Annotated in this window: 16 protein-coding genes; 5 read left to right on the top strand and 11 right to left on the bottom strand. The window is 65.4% G+C overall.

Annotated elements, in window-relative coordinates:
• Window positions 1-79 precede the first annotated feature (79 nt).
• Window positions 80-802, bottom strand: a complete 723-nt coding sequence (gene aqpZ / locus J2R78_RS21990; protein WP_057019013.1) for an aquaporin Z — start codon at window positions 800-802, stop codon at window positions 80-82.
• A 264-nt stretch (window positions 803-1,066) separates the two neighbouring features.
• Between aqpZ and rpsU the strand changes: the two genes are divergently transcribed.
• A complete protein-coding gene (gene rpsU / locus J2R78_RS21985) occupies window positions 1,067-1,363 on the top strand; it encodes a 30S ribosomal protein S21 (protein ID WP_021078544.1) in 297 nt (98 codons plus the stop codon).
• A 113-nt stretch (window positions 1,364-1,476) separates the two neighbouring features.
• Window positions 1,477-2,139, top strand: a complete 663-nt coding sequence (locus J2R78_RS21980) for a tetratricopeptide repeat protein (RefSeq protein ID WP_253606822.1) — start codon at window positions 1,477-1,479, stop codon at window positions 2,137-2,139.
• A gap of 48 nt (window positions 2,140-2,187) precedes the next feature.
• Here the strand turns inward: J2R78_RS21980 and J2R78_RS21975 are convergent, their stop codons facing one another.
• From J2R78_RS21975 to J2R78_RS21930, 10 genes are all read right to left on the bottom strand, one after another.
• Window positions 2,188-3,093 carry a hypothetical protein gene (locus tag J2R78_RS21975; RefSeq protein WP_253606820.1) on the bottom strand — a complete coding sequence of 302 codons (906 nt, stop codon included), beginning with the start codon at window positions 3,091-3,093 and terminating at the stop codon, window positions 2,188-2,190.
• Between the two features lie 264 nt (window positions 3,094-3,357).
• On the bottom strand, window positions 3,358-3,642 hold the full coding sequence (locus J2R78_RS21970) for a cupin domain-containing protein (protein ID WP_028340624.1): 285 nt from the start codon (window positions 3,640-3,642) through the stop codon (window positions 3,358-3,360).
• Window positions 3,643-3,678: 36 nt separating this feature from the next.
• Complete coding sequence (locus J2R78_RS21965) at window positions 3,679-4,776, bottom strand: calcium:proton antiporter (protein ID WP_092080788.1); 1,098 nt, start codon at window positions 4,774-4,776, stop codon at window positions 3,679-3,681.
• A 53-nt stretch (window positions 4,777-4,829) separates the two neighbouring features.
• Entirely contained in the window at window positions 4,830-5,648 is an 819-nt protein-coding gene (locus J2R78_RS21960; protein WP_253606819.1) for an alpha/beta hydrolase, read from the bottom strand.
• 15 nt (window positions 5,649-5,663) lie between these two features.
• Entirely contained in the window at window positions 5,664-5,834 is a 171-nt protein-coding gene (locus tag J2R78_RS21955) for a hypothetical protein (protein ID WP_253606817.1), read from the bottom strand.
• Between the two features lie 10 nt (window positions 5,835-5,844).
• Window positions 5,845-7,242 carry an NAD(P)(+) transhydrogenase (Re/Si-specific) subunit beta gene (locus tag J2R78_RS21950; protein WP_018268744.1) on the bottom strand — a complete coding sequence of 466 codons (1,398 nt, stop codon included), beginning with the start codon at window positions 7,240-7,242 and terminating at the stop codon, window positions 5,845-5,847.
• Between the two features lie 43 nt (window positions 7,243-7,285).
• Entirely contained in the window at window positions 7,286-7,603 is a 318-nt protein-coding gene (locus J2R78_RS21945) for a proton-translocating transhydrogenase family protein (protein WP_016841609.1), read from the bottom strand.
• A gap of 11 nt (window positions 7,604-7,614) precedes the next feature.
• A complete protein-coding gene (locus tag J2R78_RS21940) occupies window positions 7,615-8,739 on the bottom strand; it encodes a Re/Si-specific NAD(P)(+) transhydrogenase subunit alpha (protein ID WP_253606815.1) in 1,125 nt (374 codons plus the stop codon).
• A 144-nt stretch (window positions 8,740-8,883) separates the two neighbouring features.
• The gene (locus J2R78_RS21935) at window positions 8,884-9,036 is read right to left on the bottom strand and encodes an aa3-type cytochrome c oxidase subunit IV (RefSeq protein ID WP_092080774.1); all 153 of its coding nucleotides are present in this window, start codon (window positions 9,034-9,036) and stop codon (window positions 8,884-8,886) included.
• Between the two features lie 267 nt (window positions 9,037-9,303).
• Complete coding sequence (locus J2R78_RS21930; RefSeq protein WP_253606806.1) at window positions 9,304-11,220, bottom strand: M3 family oligoendopeptidase; 1,917 nt, start codon at window positions 11,218-11,220, stop codon at window positions 9,304-9,306.
• A gap of 142 nt (window positions 11,221-11,362) precedes the next feature.
• Here J2R78_RS21930 and J2R78_RS21925 point away from each other — a divergent pair, with 142 nt between their 5' ends.
• The 3 genes from J2R78_RS21925 to J2R78_RS21915 all read left to right on the top strand — a co-directional run bounded on the left by J2R78_RS21925 (window position 11,363) and on the right by J2R78_RS21915 (window position 17,318).
• Window positions 11,363-12,853, top strand: a complete 1,491-nt coding sequence (locus J2R78_RS21925; protein ID WP_225645377.1) for a sigma-54 dependent transcriptional regulator — start codon at window positions 11,363-11,365, stop codon at window positions 12,851-12,853.
• 306 nt (window positions 12,854-13,159) lie between these two features.
• Window positions 13,160-15,457 carry a murein L,D-transpeptidase gene (locus J2R78_RS21920; protein ID WP_253606804.1) on the top strand — a complete coding sequence of 766 codons (2,298 nt, stop codon included), beginning with the start codon at window positions 13,160-13,162 and terminating at the stop codon, window positions 15,455-15,457.
• A gap of 265 nt (window positions 15,458-15,722) precedes the next feature.
• Window positions 15,723-17,318, top strand: coding sequence for a DUF882 domain-containing protein (locus J2R78_RS21915; protein ID WP_253606802.1), 1,596 nt, complete (start codon window positions 15,723-15,725; stop codon window positions 17,316-17,318).
• The last annotated feature ends 36 nt before the right edge of the window (window positions 17,319-17,354 follow it).

Below are 17,354 nucleotides of genomic sequence, written 5' to 3'. Positions count from 1 at the left end.
AACCGATATTCTGGATTTTTGCTTACGCGTTTTCTTCACGCGAACCGGCGTCCACTTCGCTCGAAAACGCTCTCGCCGATCACGCCGTCTTCGCGCCGGCGACGATGCCGGTCGGTTCGTCGCTGAGCCAGCGATAGATCACGCCGCCGAGCGCGCCGCCGATCAGCGGTGCGACCCAGAACAGCCAGAGCTGTCCCAGCGCCCAGCCGCCGACGAACAGCGCCGGCCCGGTGCTGCGCGCCGGATTCACCGAAGTGTTGGTGACGGGAATGCTGACGAGATGGATCATCACCAGCGCGAGGCCGATGGCGAGCGGTGCGAAGCCGGCGGGCGCCTTGCCATGGGTCGATCCCATGATGATGAACAGGAACATCATGGTCATCACCACCTCGGTGATGAAGCACACCACCATGTTGTACTGGCCGGGTGAATGCGCGTCATAGCCGTTGGAGGCAAAGCCCTTGCTGACATCGAAGCCGGGCGCGCCGCTCGCGATCACATAGAGCAGCCAGGCCGCGATGATCGCGCCCACAACCTGCGCGATGATGTAGGGCAGCACCTGGCCGCCTGGGAAACGCCCACCCGCGGCGAGCCCGACGGTCACCGCCGGGTTGAGGTGGCAACCCGAGATATGGCCGATCGCATAGGCCATGGTCACCACGCTCAGCCCGAAGGCCAGTGACACGCCGACCAGGCCGATCCCGACCTGCGGAAAGCCGGCCGCGATCACCGCGCTGCCGCAACCAGCGAATGTGAGCCAGAACGTACCGATGGCCTCGGCAGCGTATTTCTTCATCTCCATCTCGCATCTCCCCTATTTCCAATGTCCGGGTTATCCAAAACGCCGGGAGCGGCCCTCATCTGGGCGCCAAACCACCCAAATCGGGGCCGCACAATGGCATTTTCGCCCTATTTCGTGGCTTTACTAGGCCCGAAAGTCACTCGACCGGTGGACATCTGCGCGTTTGTCTGATACATGCGCGCGCCTAGGGTTAAGAGGCAGGCCTTTTGCCGCCCCTTCACCTCGCCAGAATTCCGAACCGATCAATTCAAAAGAGGATGCCGCGTGCAGGTTCTCGTCCGCGATAACAATGTCGACCAAGCCCTGAAGGCGCTGAAGAAGAAGATGCAGCGCGAGGGCATTTTCCGCGAGATGAAGCTCCGCGGTCATTACGAAAAGCCGTCTGAGAAGAAGGCCCGCGAAAAGGCCGAAGCCGTGCGCCGCGCACGCAAGCTGGCGCGCAAGAAGCTGCAGCGCGAAGGCCTGCTGCCGATGAAGCCGAAGCCAGTGTTCGGCGCTGGCCCCGGTGGCGACCGCGGCGGCCGTCCGGGCGGTGCAGGCGCCGGTCGCGGCCCTCGCTGAACCGTTTTGCCTGTATGGAAGTCTAACAGCGCGGGCCACGGGCCCGCGTTGTCGTTTTGAAGCACGCCGCGTTCCGGGGTACCCATGCAAAGCGACCGGCAAGAGCATTTTGCATGACGGCTGATCCGGTATCCCGCCCGCTCTTTCCAGGACCCGCGCACCGCCGTTGCGCGCCGCATCTCGTCATCATTGCAGTGGTTCTCGGCCTGCCGCTCGGCGGCTGCTCCTTCGACCTCGGTTCATGGGGCTCCTCGGACGACAAGCCGAAGCCCGCTGCCACCGCCGACAAGCCCGCCGCCGACACCATCACCCCGCAAGACGTCAACAGCGCCAAGGATCACACCACGCGTGCTCAGGTGCTGGCGCGCTCCGGCAAGCTCGACGAGGCGATGGCGGAGTTCGAACAGGCGCTGGCGGCCGACCCTTACAACATCCAGGCGCTCTACGGCCGCGCCCTGATCTATCAGGTCCGCGGACAGCATCAGCAGGCGATCGACGATTTCACGGCAGCCAGCGGGCTGTCGCCGCAGAAGGCCGAGCCCCTGGTCGGCCGTGCCACCAGCTACCTCGCGCTCGACAAGGCCAAGCAGGCCGCCAGCGATCTCGACGAGGCGGTGCAGGCCGATCCCGGCAATGTTGCGGCGTGGAGCACGCGCGGCCAGGCCTATGAGCGGCTCGGCGACAAGGCCAAGGCGGCGGCGTCCTACAATCGCGCGCTCGCGCTGCGGCCAGGCGACGGCAATGCGCGCAGCGGACTGGCGCGCACCGGCGGCTAGCGCTTGGCGTGAAGACAACCCGTCAGGAACGATCGAGCGGCGCTGCGGCTACTTCGGCAGGACGGCGTGGAACATCGACTTCATGCCGGAGAACATGTCGTCGGTCACCGACGTGCGCTCGTTCTTCTGCGCCGGCATGATCGCCTCGGCGCGCAGGTCGAGCGGGGCCTGCACCACCGGGACCGGAATGTCGGCCGGCGGCGTCAGCCGGTTGGAATCCTGGCCGCCGCCGGCATAGGGCGGACGCGGCTGCGAGGATTGATCGACATTGTCAGTGGACGGGCTCGACACCATGATCGGCGGCGGCAACGGCCGGATCGCCGATGTGGCTGCCGGACGCTGCGCCTCAGGCAGGCGAGCGAGATCGGTGCGCGTGGCATCCTGGGACCGCGCTGCCTCCTGCGGACGCTCCTTGCGCAGCCGCTCGATGGCGGCGCGCGCGAGGTCGTTGGCGTCGCGGCTTTCCTCAGGCGTCACAGCAGCCTCGACCGGTGCGGCTGACGTCGCGGGCGCGGCCGGCTGCGGCGCGGCGGGCGCGACCTTCGCGACGGCCTTCGGCGCCGCCGGATGATGGCGGGTGTCGGCCGGGATGCTGGCGGTATCGGCCGGCACGTCAGGCTTTGCGTCGGCCGATTTGGGGTCGGCCGATTTCTCGGCAGGCTTCTCGGTGACGGTGGCCTTCTCGGTGACGGTGGCCTTCTCGGACGCCGACCGCTCGATCAGCGTGCGCTCGGACATGCCCTTGGCCTTCACGCCGGCTTCGGGGAGGCTGCTGACGACGGTGGCGGGCTTGGCGGCGGCTTTCTGATCTGCCTTGGGATTGACTGCGGCGGTCACGGCTGCGGGTGCTTCCGGCTTGGCCACGATGTAGTGATTAACGATGTACGCCCCGATGATGGTCGCTGCCACCGAGGGTAAGATGTCCATCACGAATTTCTTCAGGTAACTCAGCATGACCTGCCACTCCCCACCCCGCTACTACATGCTGGAACTTTGAGGCACATTCAGGGATCAACTGCGTCGGATCGGTGGCAAACCCCCGTTCCGACGTCACCTTTGGTGTCGCTTTGGTTTCAGCCGGAGGCGTCCCCTGCGCAGGCCGCATCCGCCTTCTAGATCATCGCGCAGCCGTTAACGGGTTATGAATTTCCACAGCCGCGCCGGCTCGGACCTGCCATTCGGCGGGTGCAGGGTTCCTTGCTTGGTTCTCGCGCCGCGTCAGGGCTTGAGTTCGACCTCGAGGAACACGATCTCGCTGGCCGTCTCGTTGAGCACGTCGTGCTGGACCCCGGCCTTGCGGAAATAGGATTTGCCGGCTCCGAGCTGCGCCTTCGAGCGCTCGCCGTTCGGCGCCACGATCGTCATCTCGCCCGCCGTGATCGGAACGATGACATAGTCCATCTCATGGGTGTGGTGGCCGGTGGCGCTGCCCGGCGCGAGGCGCCATTCGGTCACCCGGACTTCCGCCGTATCCACCTGCACATCCGATTTGGCACTGAGCATCGTCATTTTCTCCAATTTTTTTAAGCGGATCATGCTCTACGGCACGAAAACCATGAACACGAACACGGCGAACACCACCATGTGAACCAGCCCGAACAGGATGTTGGTGCGGCCGGTTCCGAAGGTGAGCATGCTGACCATGAAGGTGAGCAGCAGGATCAGCATATGCTGGTTGCTGAGCCCGAGCACCAATTGCTTGTCGAGCGCATAGGCGGCTACCGCCACCGCGGGAACCGTGAGCCCGATGGTGGCGATCGACGAGCCGAGCGCGAGGTTGATGCTCTTCTGCAGGTCGTTCTTGCGCGCCGCCGACACAGCGGCAACGCTCTCCGGCAACAGGATCAGGGCCGCCACCACCAGGCCGGCAAAGGCCGGCGGCGCGCCGATCTTGACGGTGACGACATCGACCACCAGCGAGAATTTCTTCGCCAGCAGCACCACCGCCAGCAGCGAGACCAGCAGCAGTGCAACGCTGATCGCCGTCATGCGGTCCGACATCACCTCGCCATGCGCCGCTGCCTCATTGGCGCCGCTGACGAAATAATCGCGGTGACGGATGGTCTGGGTGTAGAGGAACACCGCATAGAGCAGCACGGTCACGACGCTGACCACGGCGAGCTGGGCCGTGGAAAACACCGGGCCCGGAGAGGTCAGCGTGAAATTGGGCATATCGAGCGTGATGGTCGCGAGCACGAACAGCACGCTGAGGTAAAGGTTCGCCCCGGTGATCTGGAAATCCTGCTCCTTGTAGCGCAGGCCGCCGATGAAGATGCAGAGCCCGACCAGACCGTTGCAGACGATCATCACCACCGCAAACACCGTGTCGCGGGCCAGGGTCGGCGCCGGCGTTTCGCCCAGCATGATGGTCGAGATCAGCGCCACCTCGATGATCGTCACCGCGAGCGTCAGCAGCAATGTGCCGAACGGCTCGCCGATCCGCTCGGCTATCATCTCGGCATGGTGGACCGCCGCGAACACGGTGCCGAACAGAATGACCAGCAGCACCGCCGCAAACACCCAGCCCCCGGCCGATGGCGCGAAGCTGTAACCGGTGGCCGTGACCGCGGCAAACAACAGCACCGCCAGAACGGGATACAGCCAGGCCGACCGCGGCATCGGTCCGTGTGCACTCATCGTGGGGTCCCCTCACTTCGGTGGCGCGATTATGCGACAGACAATCGCCGCCGTCAGCCTCTTGCGGCGCCGATAAACCGCCGCGCCGTCGCCATCGCACCGAAATCGTCGAGATTGTCGTGCCCGCCACCGGGCAGTCGCACGAATTGCTTGGGCTCATGGGCGAGATCGAACAGGCGCTCGCCGAAGCGAATCGGGATCACCGGATCGTCGGTGCCATGCATGATCAGGAGCGGCGCCTTGACCTGCGCGATGAGCCGGTCGGAGTGGAATTGATCGCGCATCAGGAGGCTGACCGGCACATACCAGAAATGCGCGCCGGCGACGTCAGCCGTTGATGTGTAGGGCGCCTCCAGGATCAGCTTGCCGAGGGGATGTTCGGCGGCGAGCGCGACCGCAACGCCGCTGCCGAGCGAGAAACCCCAGGCCACGATCTGCTCGGCGCGGCAGCGCGCGGTGGTGAAGGCGTAGGCCGCCGCGGCGTCCTGCAGCAGTCCCTGCTCGCTCGGAGACCCGCTCGACCCTGCGTAACCCCGAAAGGACAGCGCCACCAGCCCGGTGCCGTCGGCCGTGATGGCCTTGAAGCGCGCCACGCGCCCGGCAAGGAAATCGCCATTGCCATGAAAGAACAGCACGACCGGCCGGCCCGGCTTCGCCGGCACGTGCCAGACGATGACCTTCTCGCCGTCGCCGGTGGTCAGGACATGCTCTTCCGCTTCGGGAAGGCCCGCGGCTGCCGGCGCAGTCCGTCCGACCGGCGGGATCGGAAACAGCAGCTCGCGCTGCTTGACGTACAGCACCGCGAGCCCGCCGAGATAGACGACGACCGCGGCGATCAGGAACCATTTCAGGATTGCGAGTGCCAGCGCCATCAGCGGTGGCCGCGGCTATGTCTTGCCGCGGAGCTTGAGCAGCTTCTCGACGTCCGCCTTGACGCTGTCGGGGACCGCTCGGCACGCGCACGCCGCCGCATGCGCGATGTGCCACTTGATGCGTTGCTCGCGCGTCGCCCGGGGCGGCATGCGATGCGCTCGATGCCACTCCCGGTTCAACGCCATCGCTACCGCCTTACATCGCCTTGACGATGTTCTCGGTGACCTTCTTGGCGTCGCCGAGCAACATCATGGTGTTGTCGCGGTAGAACAGCGGGTTGTCGATGCCGGCATAGCCCGAGGCGAGCGAGCGCTTGATGAACATCACGGTGCCGGCCTTCCAGACCTGCAGCACCGGCATGCCGTAGATCGGCGAGGTCTTGTCCTCTTCCGCCGCCGGGTTGGTGACGTCGTTGGCGCCGATCACGAAGGCGATGTCGGCCTGGGCGAACTCCGAGTTGATGTCCTCGAGCTCGAACACCTCGTCATAGGGCACGTTGGCCTCGGCCAGCAGCACGTTCATGTGGCCGGGCATGCGGCCCGCGACCGGGTGAATGGCGTATTTCACCTCGACGCCTTCCTTCTTCAAGATGTCGGCCATCTCGCGCAGCGCGTGCTGGGCCTGCGCCACCGCCATGCCGTAGCCGGGCACAATGATGACCTTGGAGGCGTTCTTCATGATGAAGGCGGCGTCATCCGCCGAGCCGAGCTTGGCGGGCTTCTGCTCGCCCGAGCCGCCGCCGGCCGCGGCGGTCTCGCCGCCGAAGCCGCCGAGGATCACCGAGATGAACGAGCGGTTCATCGCGTGGCACATGATGTAGGACAGGATCGCGCCGGAGGAGCCGACCAGCGCGCCGGTGATGATCAGCGCCGAATTGCCGAGCGTGAAGCCGATGCCGGCCGCGGCCCAGCCGGAGTACGAGTTCAGCATCGAGATCACGACCGGCATGTCGGCGCCGCCGATCGGAATGATCATCAGCACGCCGAGCGCCAGCGCGATGATGGTGATCAGCCAGAAGTCGAGCGCGCTGCCGCTCATCACGAGGCCGACGATGAAGAACACCAGCGCCAGCGCCAGCACGATGTTGATGACGTGGCGGAACGGCAGGATGATCGGCGCGCCGCTCATCCGTGCCGACAGCTTCAGGAACGCGATCACCGAGCCGGTGAAGGTCAGCGCGCCGATCGCGACGCCGAGTGACATCTCGACCAGGCTCTGCGGATGGATGTTGCCGGGCGTGCCGATGTCGAACGCCTCGGGCGCATAGAACGCACCGGCGGCGACCAGCACCGCGGCCATGCCGACCAGCGAGTGGAACGCGGCGACCAGCTCGGGCATCGAGGTCATCGGCACCCGGCGCGCTATCACGGCGCCGATGCCGCCGCCGATCGCGACCGCGAGGATGACCAGCACCCAGGCCACGCCGTCGGCCGGCGGATGGCTCGCCAGCGTGGTGCCGACGGCGATCGCCATGCCGATCATGCCGAACATGTTGCCCTGGCGCGACGACGCCGGGCTCGACAGGCCGCGCAGCGACAGGATGAACAGCACCCCCGCCACGAGGTACAACAGTGCAGAGAGATTGGCGCTCATCTCAGGTCCCCCAAAATCCTCATCACCCCGAGGTGATTGCCGCTCACTTGGCTTTCTTCTTGTACATCGCGAGCATGCGCTGGGTGACCAGGAAGCCGCCGAAGATGTTCACGCAGGCGAAGATCAGCGCGACGAAGCCGAAGCCGCGGGCCCAGCCCGAACCGCTCGACACCATGCCGACGCCGACCGCGAGCAGCGCGCCGACCACGATCACCGAGGAGATCGCGTTGGTCACGCTCATCAGCGGCGTATGCAGCGCCGGCGTCACCGACCACACCACGAAATAGCCGACAAACACGGCGAGGACGAAAATCGACAGCCGGAACACGAACGGATCGACGGCCTGCGCGAGATGCTCCATGGCTTCTCTCCTTACTTCGGCTGGAAGTTGGGATGGACGACGGCGCCGTCCTTGGTCAGCGCGGTGGCCTTCACCAGTTCGTCGTCCCAATTGACCGCGAGCGCCTTGTTGGCCTTGTCGACCATCGTCTCGATGAACGAGAACAAATTGCGCGCGTAGAGGCTCGAGGCCGACGCCGCGACGCGGCCGGCAACGTTGGTGTAGCCGACGATCTTGATGCCATCGGTCTCGACCACTTCGCCGGGCCTCGCGCCCTCGACATTGCCGCCGCGCTCGACCGCGAGATCGACCAGCACCGAGCCGGGCTTCATCGATTTCACCATCTCGCCGGTGACGAGCATTGGTGCCGGACGGCCCGGGATCAGCGCGGTCGTGATCACGATGTCCTGCTTCTTGATGTGCTCGGCGGTCAGCGCGGCCTGCTTGGCCTGGTACTCCTTGGACATTTCCTTGGCGTAGCCGCCGGCGGTCTGCGCGTTCTTGAATTCCTCATCCTCGACGGCGAGGAATTTCGCGCCGAGCGATTCGACCTGTTCCTTGGTGGCCGGGCGCACGTCGGTCGCGGTGACGACGGCGCCGAGCCGCCGCGCGGTCGCGATCGCCTGCAGGCCGGCGACGCCGACGCCCATCACGAACACCTTGGCGGCCGGAACGGTGCCGGCGGCGGTCATCATCATCGGGAAGGCGCGGCCAAAGGCCTCGGCGCCCTCGATCACGGCGCGGTAGCCGGCGAGGTTAGCCTGCGAGGACAAGACGTCCATCACCTGCGCGCGGGTGATGCGCGGCATCAATTCCATCGCGAAGGCGGACACGCCGGCATCGGCCATCGCCTTCAGGGCGGCCTCGTTGCCGTAGGGATCCATGATCGCGATGACCAGCGCGCCGCGCTTGTATTTGGACAGTTCGGAGGCTTCCGGCCGCTTCACCTTGATGATGATGTCGGCGTCCTTGAGCGCGTCCGCGCTGACGGTGGCGCCAACCGCGGTGAACTCCGAATCGGGAAGGCCCGACTTGATGCCCGCGCCCGGCTCGACCGCGACCTCGGCGCCGAGTGCCTTGAACTTCTTCACGGTATCGGGCGAGGCCGCAACCCGCGGCTCGGACGGATCAATTTCCTTGGCAACGGCAATCTTCATGGGCCCTCCGGCGGCGCGAGCGGCGCACGCGTCTTCAAACTAGCGTTATTTTCGCCAGATTTGGATACCCGGTTTTTACATCCGGGTTTCGACAGCAATTCCGGCACCGCCGCGGGACGGCGGCGCCGCTAGCCGATCTAAGGATCAGACCAGGAAATAGGCCATCAAGGCGAGAATGATGGCGACGCTGATGGTGCCCCATTTGACCAGCATGAGAAACCCTTCATAGGTCTGCTCATGCGCCACGTAATCGTTGCCGTCGGCGGTCGTGTAGGCCACTTCGCTATGGTCTGCCATCGCTGTCCCCAGTCAGAAATTCGCGTTCCTCCGCGAGCCATTACCGCAAACGGATAGGCAGGGCAACGGCGCGGTCCCGATCGGGCGATTTGAAGCGCAAATCGTCCCCGATCCACGTTCGAGCGACGACGCCGCGCCAGCCCTCGGCAGGATTGCCCTCCCAAACGCAGGCATCATGGAACGATCATGCCGCCAGGCGCACAAAACGCCGAACGAAACTGGCACGGGACCGGCTGCCGCCCGGCCCGGCCGGAACGCCGATGGGCCTCAGCCCATCGCCTCCAGCTCGTCGATCATGCCGGCGATGACGGACAGGCCGCCGTCCCAGAATTTGGGGTCCTTGGCGTCGAGCCCGAACGGCCGCAGCAGCTCGGAATAGTGCTTGGTGCCGCCGGCGGCGAGCATGTCGAGATAGCGCTCCGCAAAGCCTTCGGACGCGTGCTCGTAGACCGCATAGAGCGAGTTCACGAGGCAATCGCCGAACGCATAGGCATAGACGTAGAACGGCGAGTGGATGAAGTGCGGAATGTACATCCAGAACGTCTCGTAGCCCGGCTTGATCTCGATCGCCGGCCCCAGGCTCTCGCCCTGCACGCTGAGCCAGATCTGGCCGATCCGCTCGGCGGTGAGTTCGCCGTTCTTGCGCTCGGTATGAACCGCGCGCTCGAATGAATAGAACGCGATCTGCCGCACCACGGTATTGATCATGTCCTCGACCTTGCCCGCGAGCAGCGCCTGGCGCTGCTTGGCGTTCCTGGTCTGGGACAATAGCCGCTTGAAGGTCAGCATCTCGCCGAACACGCTTGCGGTTTCCGCCAGCGTCAGCGGCGTCGGCGCCATCAGCGCGCCGTTCTTCGCCGCCAGCACCTGATGGACGCCATGACCGAGCTCGTGCGCCAGCGTCATCACGTCGCGCGGCTTGCCCTGATAGTTCATCAGCACATAGGGATGCGCCGACGGCGTGGTCGGATGCGAGAACGCACCGGGCGCCTTGCCGGGACGGACCGGCGCATCGATCCAGCGATCGCTGAAGAAGCGCTCCGCGATCTCGGCCATCCTGGGCGAGAAGCCGCTATAGGCCGACAGCACCATGTTGCGCGCCTCGGGCCAGGCGATGGTGCCGGTCGCCGCGAACGGCAGCGGGGCGTTACGGTCCCAGTGCGGCAGCTTCTTCTTTTTGAACCAGCCGGCTTTCAGCGCGTAATAGCGGTGCGACAGCTTCGGATAGGCCGCGCGCACCGAGGCGACCAGCGCATCGACCACCTCGCGCTCGACGCGGTTGTTGAGATGGCGGGAATCCGCGACATCCTGGAAGCCGCGCCAGCGGTCGGAGATTTCCTTGTCCTTGGCGAGCGTATTGGTGATCAGCGCGAAGCTACGCTCATTGTCCTTGAAGGTCTTGGCGAGCGCCTGCGCGGCAGCCTTGCGCTTGTCCCCCGCCTTGTCCTGCAGCAGGTTCAGCGTCGGCTCGATCGCGAGCTCCTTGCCGCCGACCTTGAAACGCAGACCGGAGATGGTCTGGTCGAACAGCCGGTTCCAGGCCGCATAGCCGCTTTGCGCCTTTTCGTGGAACAGCTGCTCGACCCGATCCTCGAGCTGGTATGGCTTGTCCTTGCGCAGATCCTCGATCCACGGCCGGTAATGGCCGAGCTCGGGTTCGGCCATCGCGCGCTCGATCATATCGTCGTCGACGCGATTGAGCTCGAGCGAGAAGAACAACAGATGCACCGACGCGGCGGTCAGCCGCTCGGAGACATCACCGTAGAATTTCGAGATCGCGGGATCGACGCTGTCGCCGGCATGGACCAGGCCGGCGTAAGAGCCGAGACGGCCAGCCAAATCGTCGATCGCCTCATAGCGCCTGATCGCCTCGGCCAGCCACTTTCCGCCGCCCTCCTTGGCGGTATTTTCGGCAAGCTTGCCCTTGTAGTCGGTCTCAAACGCGACGCAATCTGCGTCCATTTTCTGCAAGTCGCGTGCGACCTCAGGCGCATCGATACCGGAGTAGAGATCTGCCAGATTCCATTCCGGAAGCTTGCCGGTCTTGCTGGCTGCCTTTCTCGCCGCCGGGCCGCCCGCGGACGATTTGCGTTGCGCGGCCGTCTTGCGCAACGCGGCTTCCTTGCGGAGAGCGGCCTTGCCGAGGGCAGACTTGCTGGATGCAGTTTTGGAGCGCGAGGTCATCTTGTTCGTAACCTTGGTTCAGTCGGAAAGATGTCGGCGGCGGCGGAATAAATGCGGGTTTGCAACATTTAAGAGTGCGTTAATCGGCATCGGCGACATTGCCCCGATTCGAGACAAATAAACGTAGCGTGCGGGGAAAACCATGGCTGCCACCATTTTGATCGCCGATGACGACGCAGTACAGCGCCGTTTGGTTGAAAACATGGTGCAGAAGTGCGGCTATGAGCCCCTCGTCGTGGACAGTGGCGACGCGGCGATCGCGGCCCTGACCGCATCCGAGACGCAGGCGATTGACGCCGTCGTGCTCGACCTCGTGATGCCGGGCCTCGACGGTCTTGGAGTCCTCGCAAAAATTCGTGAAGCTGGTTTGACCGTCCCGGTCATCGTGCAGACCGCGCATGGCGGCATCGACAATGTCGTGTCGGCGATGCGCGCCGGTGCCCAGGATTTCGTCGTCAAGCCGGTCGGGTTCGAGCGGCTGCAGGTTTCCCTGCGCAACGCCCTCAACGCCTCGGCGCTGAAGGGCGAATTGCAGCGGATTCGCCACAGCCGCGAGGGCCGGCTGACCTTCTCCGATATCATCACCCGCAGCGAGGCGATGGCCGGGGTGTTGCGCACCGCGCAAAAGGCCGCGTCCTCGACGATCCCGGTGCTGATCGAGGGCGAATCCGGCGTCGGCAAGGAACTGTTCGCGCGCGCCATTCACGGCAGCAGCGAGCGCAAGGCCAGGCCGTTCGTTGCGGTGAATTGCGGCGCGATCCCGGACAATCTCGTCGAATCGATCCTGTTCGGCCACGAGAAGGGCGCCTTCACCGGCGCCACCGAGCGCCATCAGGGCAAGTTCGTCGAAGCGCATGGCGGCACGCTGTTCCTCGACGAGGTTGGTGAGTTGCCGCTGGCCACGCAGGTGAAATTGCTGCGCGCCCTGCAGGAAGGCACCGTCGAGGCGGTCGGCGGCCGCAAGCCGGTCAAGGTCGATGTTCGCATCATCTCGGCGACCAACCGCAAGCTGCTTGATCTCGTGAAAGGCGGCCAGTTCCGCGAGGACCTGTTCTATCGCCTGCACGTGCTGCCACTGACCATTCCGGCGCTGCGACAGCGGCGCGAAGACATCCCGCATCTGCTGCGGCATTTCCTGGCGCGGTTCTGCGCCGAGGAAAACCGCAACATCACAGGCATCAGCGGCGAGGCGATGGCCCACCTCTCGCAGCTCGACTGGCCGGGCAACATCCGCCAGCTCGAGAACACGGTGTACCGCGCCGTGGTGATGAGCGATGGCGACCAGCTCGGGCTCGCCGATTTCCCGCAAGGAACGGCGCATCCGGCGCCGGAGGGCAAATCGCTGCAGGGCGAGCCGCTGGTGGTGTCGCCATCCACGGCCCCCGCCATGATCTCCGGTAATGAAATACCGGTTGTCGCCTCCCTGCCCACCGCCGGCGGCCTTTCCATGCTCAATGCCGCGGGCGAGGTGCGCCCCCTGGAAGATCTCGAGAACGAGATCATCCGCTTCGCGATTTCGCATTATCGCGGACAGATGTCGGAGGTCGCGCGCCGCCTCAAGATCGGCCGCTCGACGCTCTACCGCAAGCTCGACGAAGCTGCGGCTGGCGCGCGCGCAAGCGACGCCACTTAGCTCTCGAGGCCGATAGGCCGCACCAGGGAACCTTTTGAACCGTGTCGTGGCGGTGACAGACAAAGGCTGTGCCGCGTGGCAAAAACGCACAGCCCGGAGCGAAATCAGCTGCTTCGAGGTCAGTTTGTCGTGAGTTGCCCCGCATGGCGCTGGCTGCATGAGAGGGGCAAAGGTATCGTCTGCGTTCGTTGCGTGCAGGCGTGCGAGTCGATCGAGAGGCCGGCGCTTCGCGCAAGCTATGAAACCAAATTCTGATTTGAACTGTTCCAGCTTGATGAGGGGCAGTTTCACCCAGGGGGTGTGACGATGCGTGACTGTTCGAACAACCGTCGAGGATTTGACCGCGTATTGATGGCCGTCGCGGCAACCTTCCTCACGGTGTCCGCGACCTCGGCCCTCGCGCAGGACACGCCGCACTCCAGCGCTTCGGAACTCGCGATCGACGCGGCGATCCCGCGCCCCGAACCGGCCAACGTGCCGCCCCCCACCGCAAGCGATTTCAAGGCCGACACCACCGCCGCGCTGCCCGATGCAGCCAAGCCGGCCGACGTGAAGCCAGCGGATGTGCATGCCACCGAAGCCAAGCCTGCTGAGACAAAACCGGTCGACGCCAAGCCGGCAGAGCCGAGCGCGACTGCAAAGGCCGTCGAGCCGAAGCCTGCCGATGCCGTAACCGCGCCGGCGACGAAGCCCGCCGACGCGCCAAAGACCGATACCGCCGTCGCGCCGGCGGCGGCCACCCCCGCCCCTGCAACGGCCACCGCGCCTGCCGCAAGCCCCGCGCCTGCAACGGCAGCGGCGCCGGCCACAGCTCCTGCTCCCGCGACCGCCGCAGCGCCGGCGGGCGAACCGGCGAAGGCGGCAAGCAACGTTGCTGCCGAGGATCAGCCGGTTGCCGACAAGCTGCGCGAACTGCTCGCCAGCAAGTCGCTGCGTAGCTTTGACCGCAAGAACGAGCGCGCAGCGGCCGAGAAGTTCTATTCGGCTCGCGAATACGCGCCGGTGTTCACCAAGGCCGGCAAGCTGACCGACGCCGGCAAGGGCGTCATCGCCCGCCTGAAGGATGCGGCCGCCGACGGCCTCGATGCATCAGACTATCCGGTGCCGGATTTCGCCGCGGCGACCTCGCCGGACGCGCTGGCCGACGCCGAGCTGAAGCTCGCCGCCAGCATGCTGGACTACGCCCGCCAGGCCCAGAGCGGCCGCATGCACTGGTCGCAGGTGTCGGCGGACATTCTCTATCCGGAGCACCCGATCGATCCGGCGGAAGTGTTCGCCAATGTGACCTCCGCCAAGGACGCCTCCGCCGCGCTCGACGGCTACAACCCGCCGCAGAAGCTCTACAAGGAGCTGAAGAAGAAGCTCGCCGAGCTGCGCGGCCAGGGCGACGGTCCGGTCATCACGATCGCGGACGGTCCGACGCTGAAATATTTGCCGGCGCGCAAGAAGCAGGCTGCGGTCGAGATGGACGATCCGCGCGTGCCGGACCTGCGCAACAAGCTCGGCATCACCGAGGATGCCGACAGCACCAAGTATGACGCGACGGTCGCGCGGGCGGTGGAGAAATTCCAGAGCAGCGTCGACCTCAAGCCGACCGGCGTTCTCGACGAGCGCACGGTCAAGGCGCTGAACAATCCGAAGCGCGACCGGCAGATCGACACCGTGATCGTCAACATGGAGCGCTGGCGCTGGCTGCCGCGCCAGCTCGGCGCCGCCAGTGTCGGCAATGCCTATGTGATCCTCAACATCCCGGACTACACGCTGAAGGTGATGCAGAACGGCGCGCCGGTCTGGACCACCCGCGTCGTCACCGGGAAGCCCGGCCAGCATGCCACGCCGCTTCTGACCGAGACGATGAAGTACATCACGGTCAATCCGACCTGGAACGTGCCGCCGTCGATCATCTACAACGAATATCTGCCGGCCCTGCAGCAGGATCCGACGGTGCTGCAGCGCATGGGCCTCAGGCTCGAGCGCAACCGCGACGGCTCGATCCACATTTCGCAGCCGCCGGGTGAAGCCAACGCGCTCGGCCGCATTCGCTTCAACTTCCCGAACAAGTTCCTGGTCTATCAGCACGACACGCCGGACAAGTACCTGTTCGCGAAGGACGAGCGCGCTTTCAGCCACGGCTGCATGCGCGTGCAGAATCCCGATCAGTACGCCGCCGTCCTGCTCAACATTACCGAGCCGAACCAGCACTACACGCCGGAGCGGATCCGCAGCATGTACGGTTCGAGCGAGGTCGACCTGAAATTCCCGACGCCGATCCCGGTAAACATCACCTACCAGACCGCGTTCGTGGACGATGCCGGCAAGCTGCAATTGCGCAGGGACGTTTACGGCCGCGACGCCGCCATGCTGTCGCTGCTCAGGAACGGCCGCGGCAAGGATCTCGAGACGGTAGTGGCGCACGCCCAGCCGAGCTACTCGCGTCCGCCGAGCAGCAGCCTGCCCGCCGGCGTCAATGTCGCCGGCGACAACGGCTTTGGCTCCTCCGGACCAAACTTCTTCGAGCGCCTGTTCGGGGGATTCGGACAGCCGGAGCCGCAGCCGATCCGTCGTGGGCAGGCCCAGCAGCAGCGCCGGGTGATCACCCGCTGATCTGCATTTCGGCCCGATTGGGATAAATTTTGAAGCAAAATCAACGATCTCGCTCAAAAGGCGAGATCGTTTACGTTAACCATTTCGGGTCTCGGCCGGGGAGCAGGGCTATCTTTTGCCACAGTCGCCCAGTTAGTTAAGCCTAACTTGGGGGCGGGTCGGTAAACCTCGGTTAACCCTCCCGCTTTAAGAAAGCGTTCACCGTCTTCCGCAGGGGGTCTGCGAAAGATGCCGACCGAACGCTCGTCGACTGGGTGGGCTCATAGTGCTGGCTGTCTTCGCACGCCGCTGCAATCCGCTGTCGTTGCCTAAGGCCGGATACCAAGTCGGCCTGACTGCGCTATTGCTGTTGGCGGGCGCAGGATCGGTGCACGATGCCACCGCGCTGAACCAGACCCGCACCCTCTCCTTCCACCACACCCATTCCGGCGAAGACCTCACCGTCACCTTCAAGCGCGAGGGCCGCTACGACGAAGGCGCGCTGAAGCAGCTCAACCACTTCCTGCGCGACTGGCGTTCCCAGGATGAAACGGTGATGGACCGTCACCTCTTCGACATCCTGTGGGACGTCTATAACGACGTCGGCGGCAAGCAGCCGATCCAGATCATCTCCGCCTATCGCGCCCCTGCCACCAACGCCATGCTCCGCCGCCGCTCCTCGGGCGTTGCGCGCCACAGCCAGCACATGCTGGGGCATGCGATGGACTTCTTCATCCCGGGCGTGCCGCTGGAGCAGATCCGCTACGCCGGCCTCCGCCTGCAGCGCGGCGGCGTCGGCTTCTATCCGACCTCGGGCTCGCCGTTCGTCCATCTCGACACCGGCAGCATCCGCCACTGGCCGCGCATGACCCGCGATCAGCTGGTCAGGGTGTTCCCCGACGGCCGCACCGTCCATGTCCCGACCGACGGCACGCCGCTCAAGGGCTATGAGCTTGCCAAGGCCGATATCGAGCGCCGCGGCAATGGTGACGATGCCGCGACCATCGGCAAGCCGAGCCTGTTCGCGAAGCTGTTCGGTGGCGGCAAGTCGAGTGACGATGAAGACGAAGGCGCGGCCAGCGTGAACGACAAGCCCGCCGCCAACACCGTGGTGGCCGCCGCCGCGCCCGCCAAAGCCGCCGATCCGGTTCCGCTGCCGCGCGCCAAGCCGCAGTTCGCCGCCGCCATCCAGCTCGCCGCCGCCGACGCCCAACTCGTTCCGATGCCGAAGGCGAAGCCCGCGGTGCAAGTGGTGCAGGTGGCCGAGAACACCGCGCCGCAATCGCCTGCCGACATCATCAATGCCCGCGGCTTCTGGGGTGACGAGGGTGAGGCGCCGAAGCAGGCGTCGGCGGCGCAGATAGCCGCGCTGAAGGCCCGTGAGGCGGTCGGCGGTAGCGATCCGCAGACCACAGCCAGCACGACGACCGAAAACTTCAACAAGGCGCTGGCCTATGCGCCCGCGGCGTCACCGGTCGATCGCGCCAACATCGTCGCAGCGACCGCGCCGATCCCGCGCAACGTGCGCCCGACGCGCAATGCCGCGGGTCCTAGCACCGAAATCAACACCGTCGTTGCCAAGGGCGCACCGAGCCAGGGCGTGATCACCACCTCCGCGCGGATCTCGGCCGCCAAGGGCAACGATATCTGGATGCGCGTGGTGATGCTGGCGCCGAGCGCCAGCAATGCCATGCTGACCACGGTGCTTGGCGACACCGACATGACCATGATGCGGGCTCATTTCGTGAAGCCGCAGGCCGCCGTCGTCATGACCTTCTCGGAAGATCCGATGATGGGCATGACCTGCGACCGCTTCTCGGGCTCGGCGACCGCCCTCCTGACGACCCAGTCCTTCGTGCTCCGCACCGCCTCGCTGCGCTGAGCCGCGCTTCTGCCGACAAGATAGCTTTCCGCCCCT

The organism is Bradyrhizobium sp. USDA 4538 (assembly GCF_024171045.1).
GTDB lineage: Bacteria > Pseudomonadota > Alphaproteobacteria > Rhizobiales > Xanthobacteraceae > Bradyrhizobium > Bradyrhizobium australafricanum.
The sequence above is the reverse complement of the archived record's forward strand: the minus strand, read 5'-3'. Positions and strand labels throughout refer to the sequence as shown.

Excerpts from the sequence above, each read along its gene's own strand:
- aqpZ (WP_057019013.1), bottom strand. The coding sequence starts at position 802 with ATGGAGATGAAGAAATACGCTGCCGAGGCCATCGGTACGTTCTGGCTC.
- J2R78_RS21960 (WP_253606819.1), bottom strand. The coding sequence starts at position 5,648 with ATGGCGCTGGCACTCGCAATCCTGAAATGGTTCCTGATCGCCGCGGTC.
- J2R78_RS21925 (WP_225645377.1), top strand. The coding sequence starts at position 11,363 with ATGGCTGCCACCATTTTGATCGCCGATGACGACGCAGTACAGCGCCGT.
- J2R78_RS21930 (WP_253606806.1), bottom strand. The coding sequence starts at position 11,220 with ATGACCTCGCGCTCCAAAACTGCATCCAGCAAGTCTGCCCTCGGCAAG.
- J2R78_RS21945 (WP_016841609.1), bottom strand. The coding sequence starts at position 7,603 with ATGGAGCATCTCGCGCAGGCCGTCGATCCGTTCGTGTTCCGGCTGTCG.
- J2R78_RS21980 (WP_253606822.1), top strand. The coding sequence starts at position 1,477 with ATGACGGCTGATCCGGTATCCCGCCCGCTCTTTCCAGGACCCGCGCAC.
- J2R78_RS21970 (WP_028340624.1), bottom strand. The coding sequence starts at position 3,642 with ATGCTCAGTGCCAAATCGGATGTGCAGGTGGATACGGCGGAAGTCCGG.
- J2R78_RS21940 (WP_253606815.1), bottom strand. The coding sequence starts at position 8,739 with ATGAAGATTGCCGTTGCCAAGGAAATTGATCCGTCCGAGCCGCGGGTT.
- J2R78_RS21955 (WP_253606817.1), bottom strand. The coding sequence starts at position 5,834 with ATGGCGTTGAACCGGGAGTGGCATCGAGCGCATCGCATGCCGCCCCGG.
- J2R78_RS21935 (WP_092080774.1), bottom strand. The coding sequence starts at position 9,036 with ATGGCAGACCATAGCGAAGTGGCCTACACGACCGCCGACGGCAACGAT.
- J2R78_RS21975 (WP_253606820.1), bottom strand. The coding sequence starts at position 3,093 with ATGCTGAGTTACCTGAAGAAATTCGTGATGGACATCTTACCCTCGGTG.
- J2R78_RS21950 (WP_018268744.1), bottom strand. The coding sequence starts at position 7,242 with ATGAGCGCCAATCTCTCTGCACTGTTGTACCTCGTGGCGGGGGTGCTG.
- J2R78_RS21965 (WP_092080788.1), bottom strand. The coding sequence starts at position 4,776 with ATGAGTGCACACGGACCGATGCCGCGGTCGGCCTGGCTGTATCCCGTT.
- J2R78_RS21920 (WP_253606804.1), top strand. The coding sequence starts at position 13,160 with ATGCGTGACTGTTCGAACAACCGTCGAGGATTTGACCGCGTATTGATG.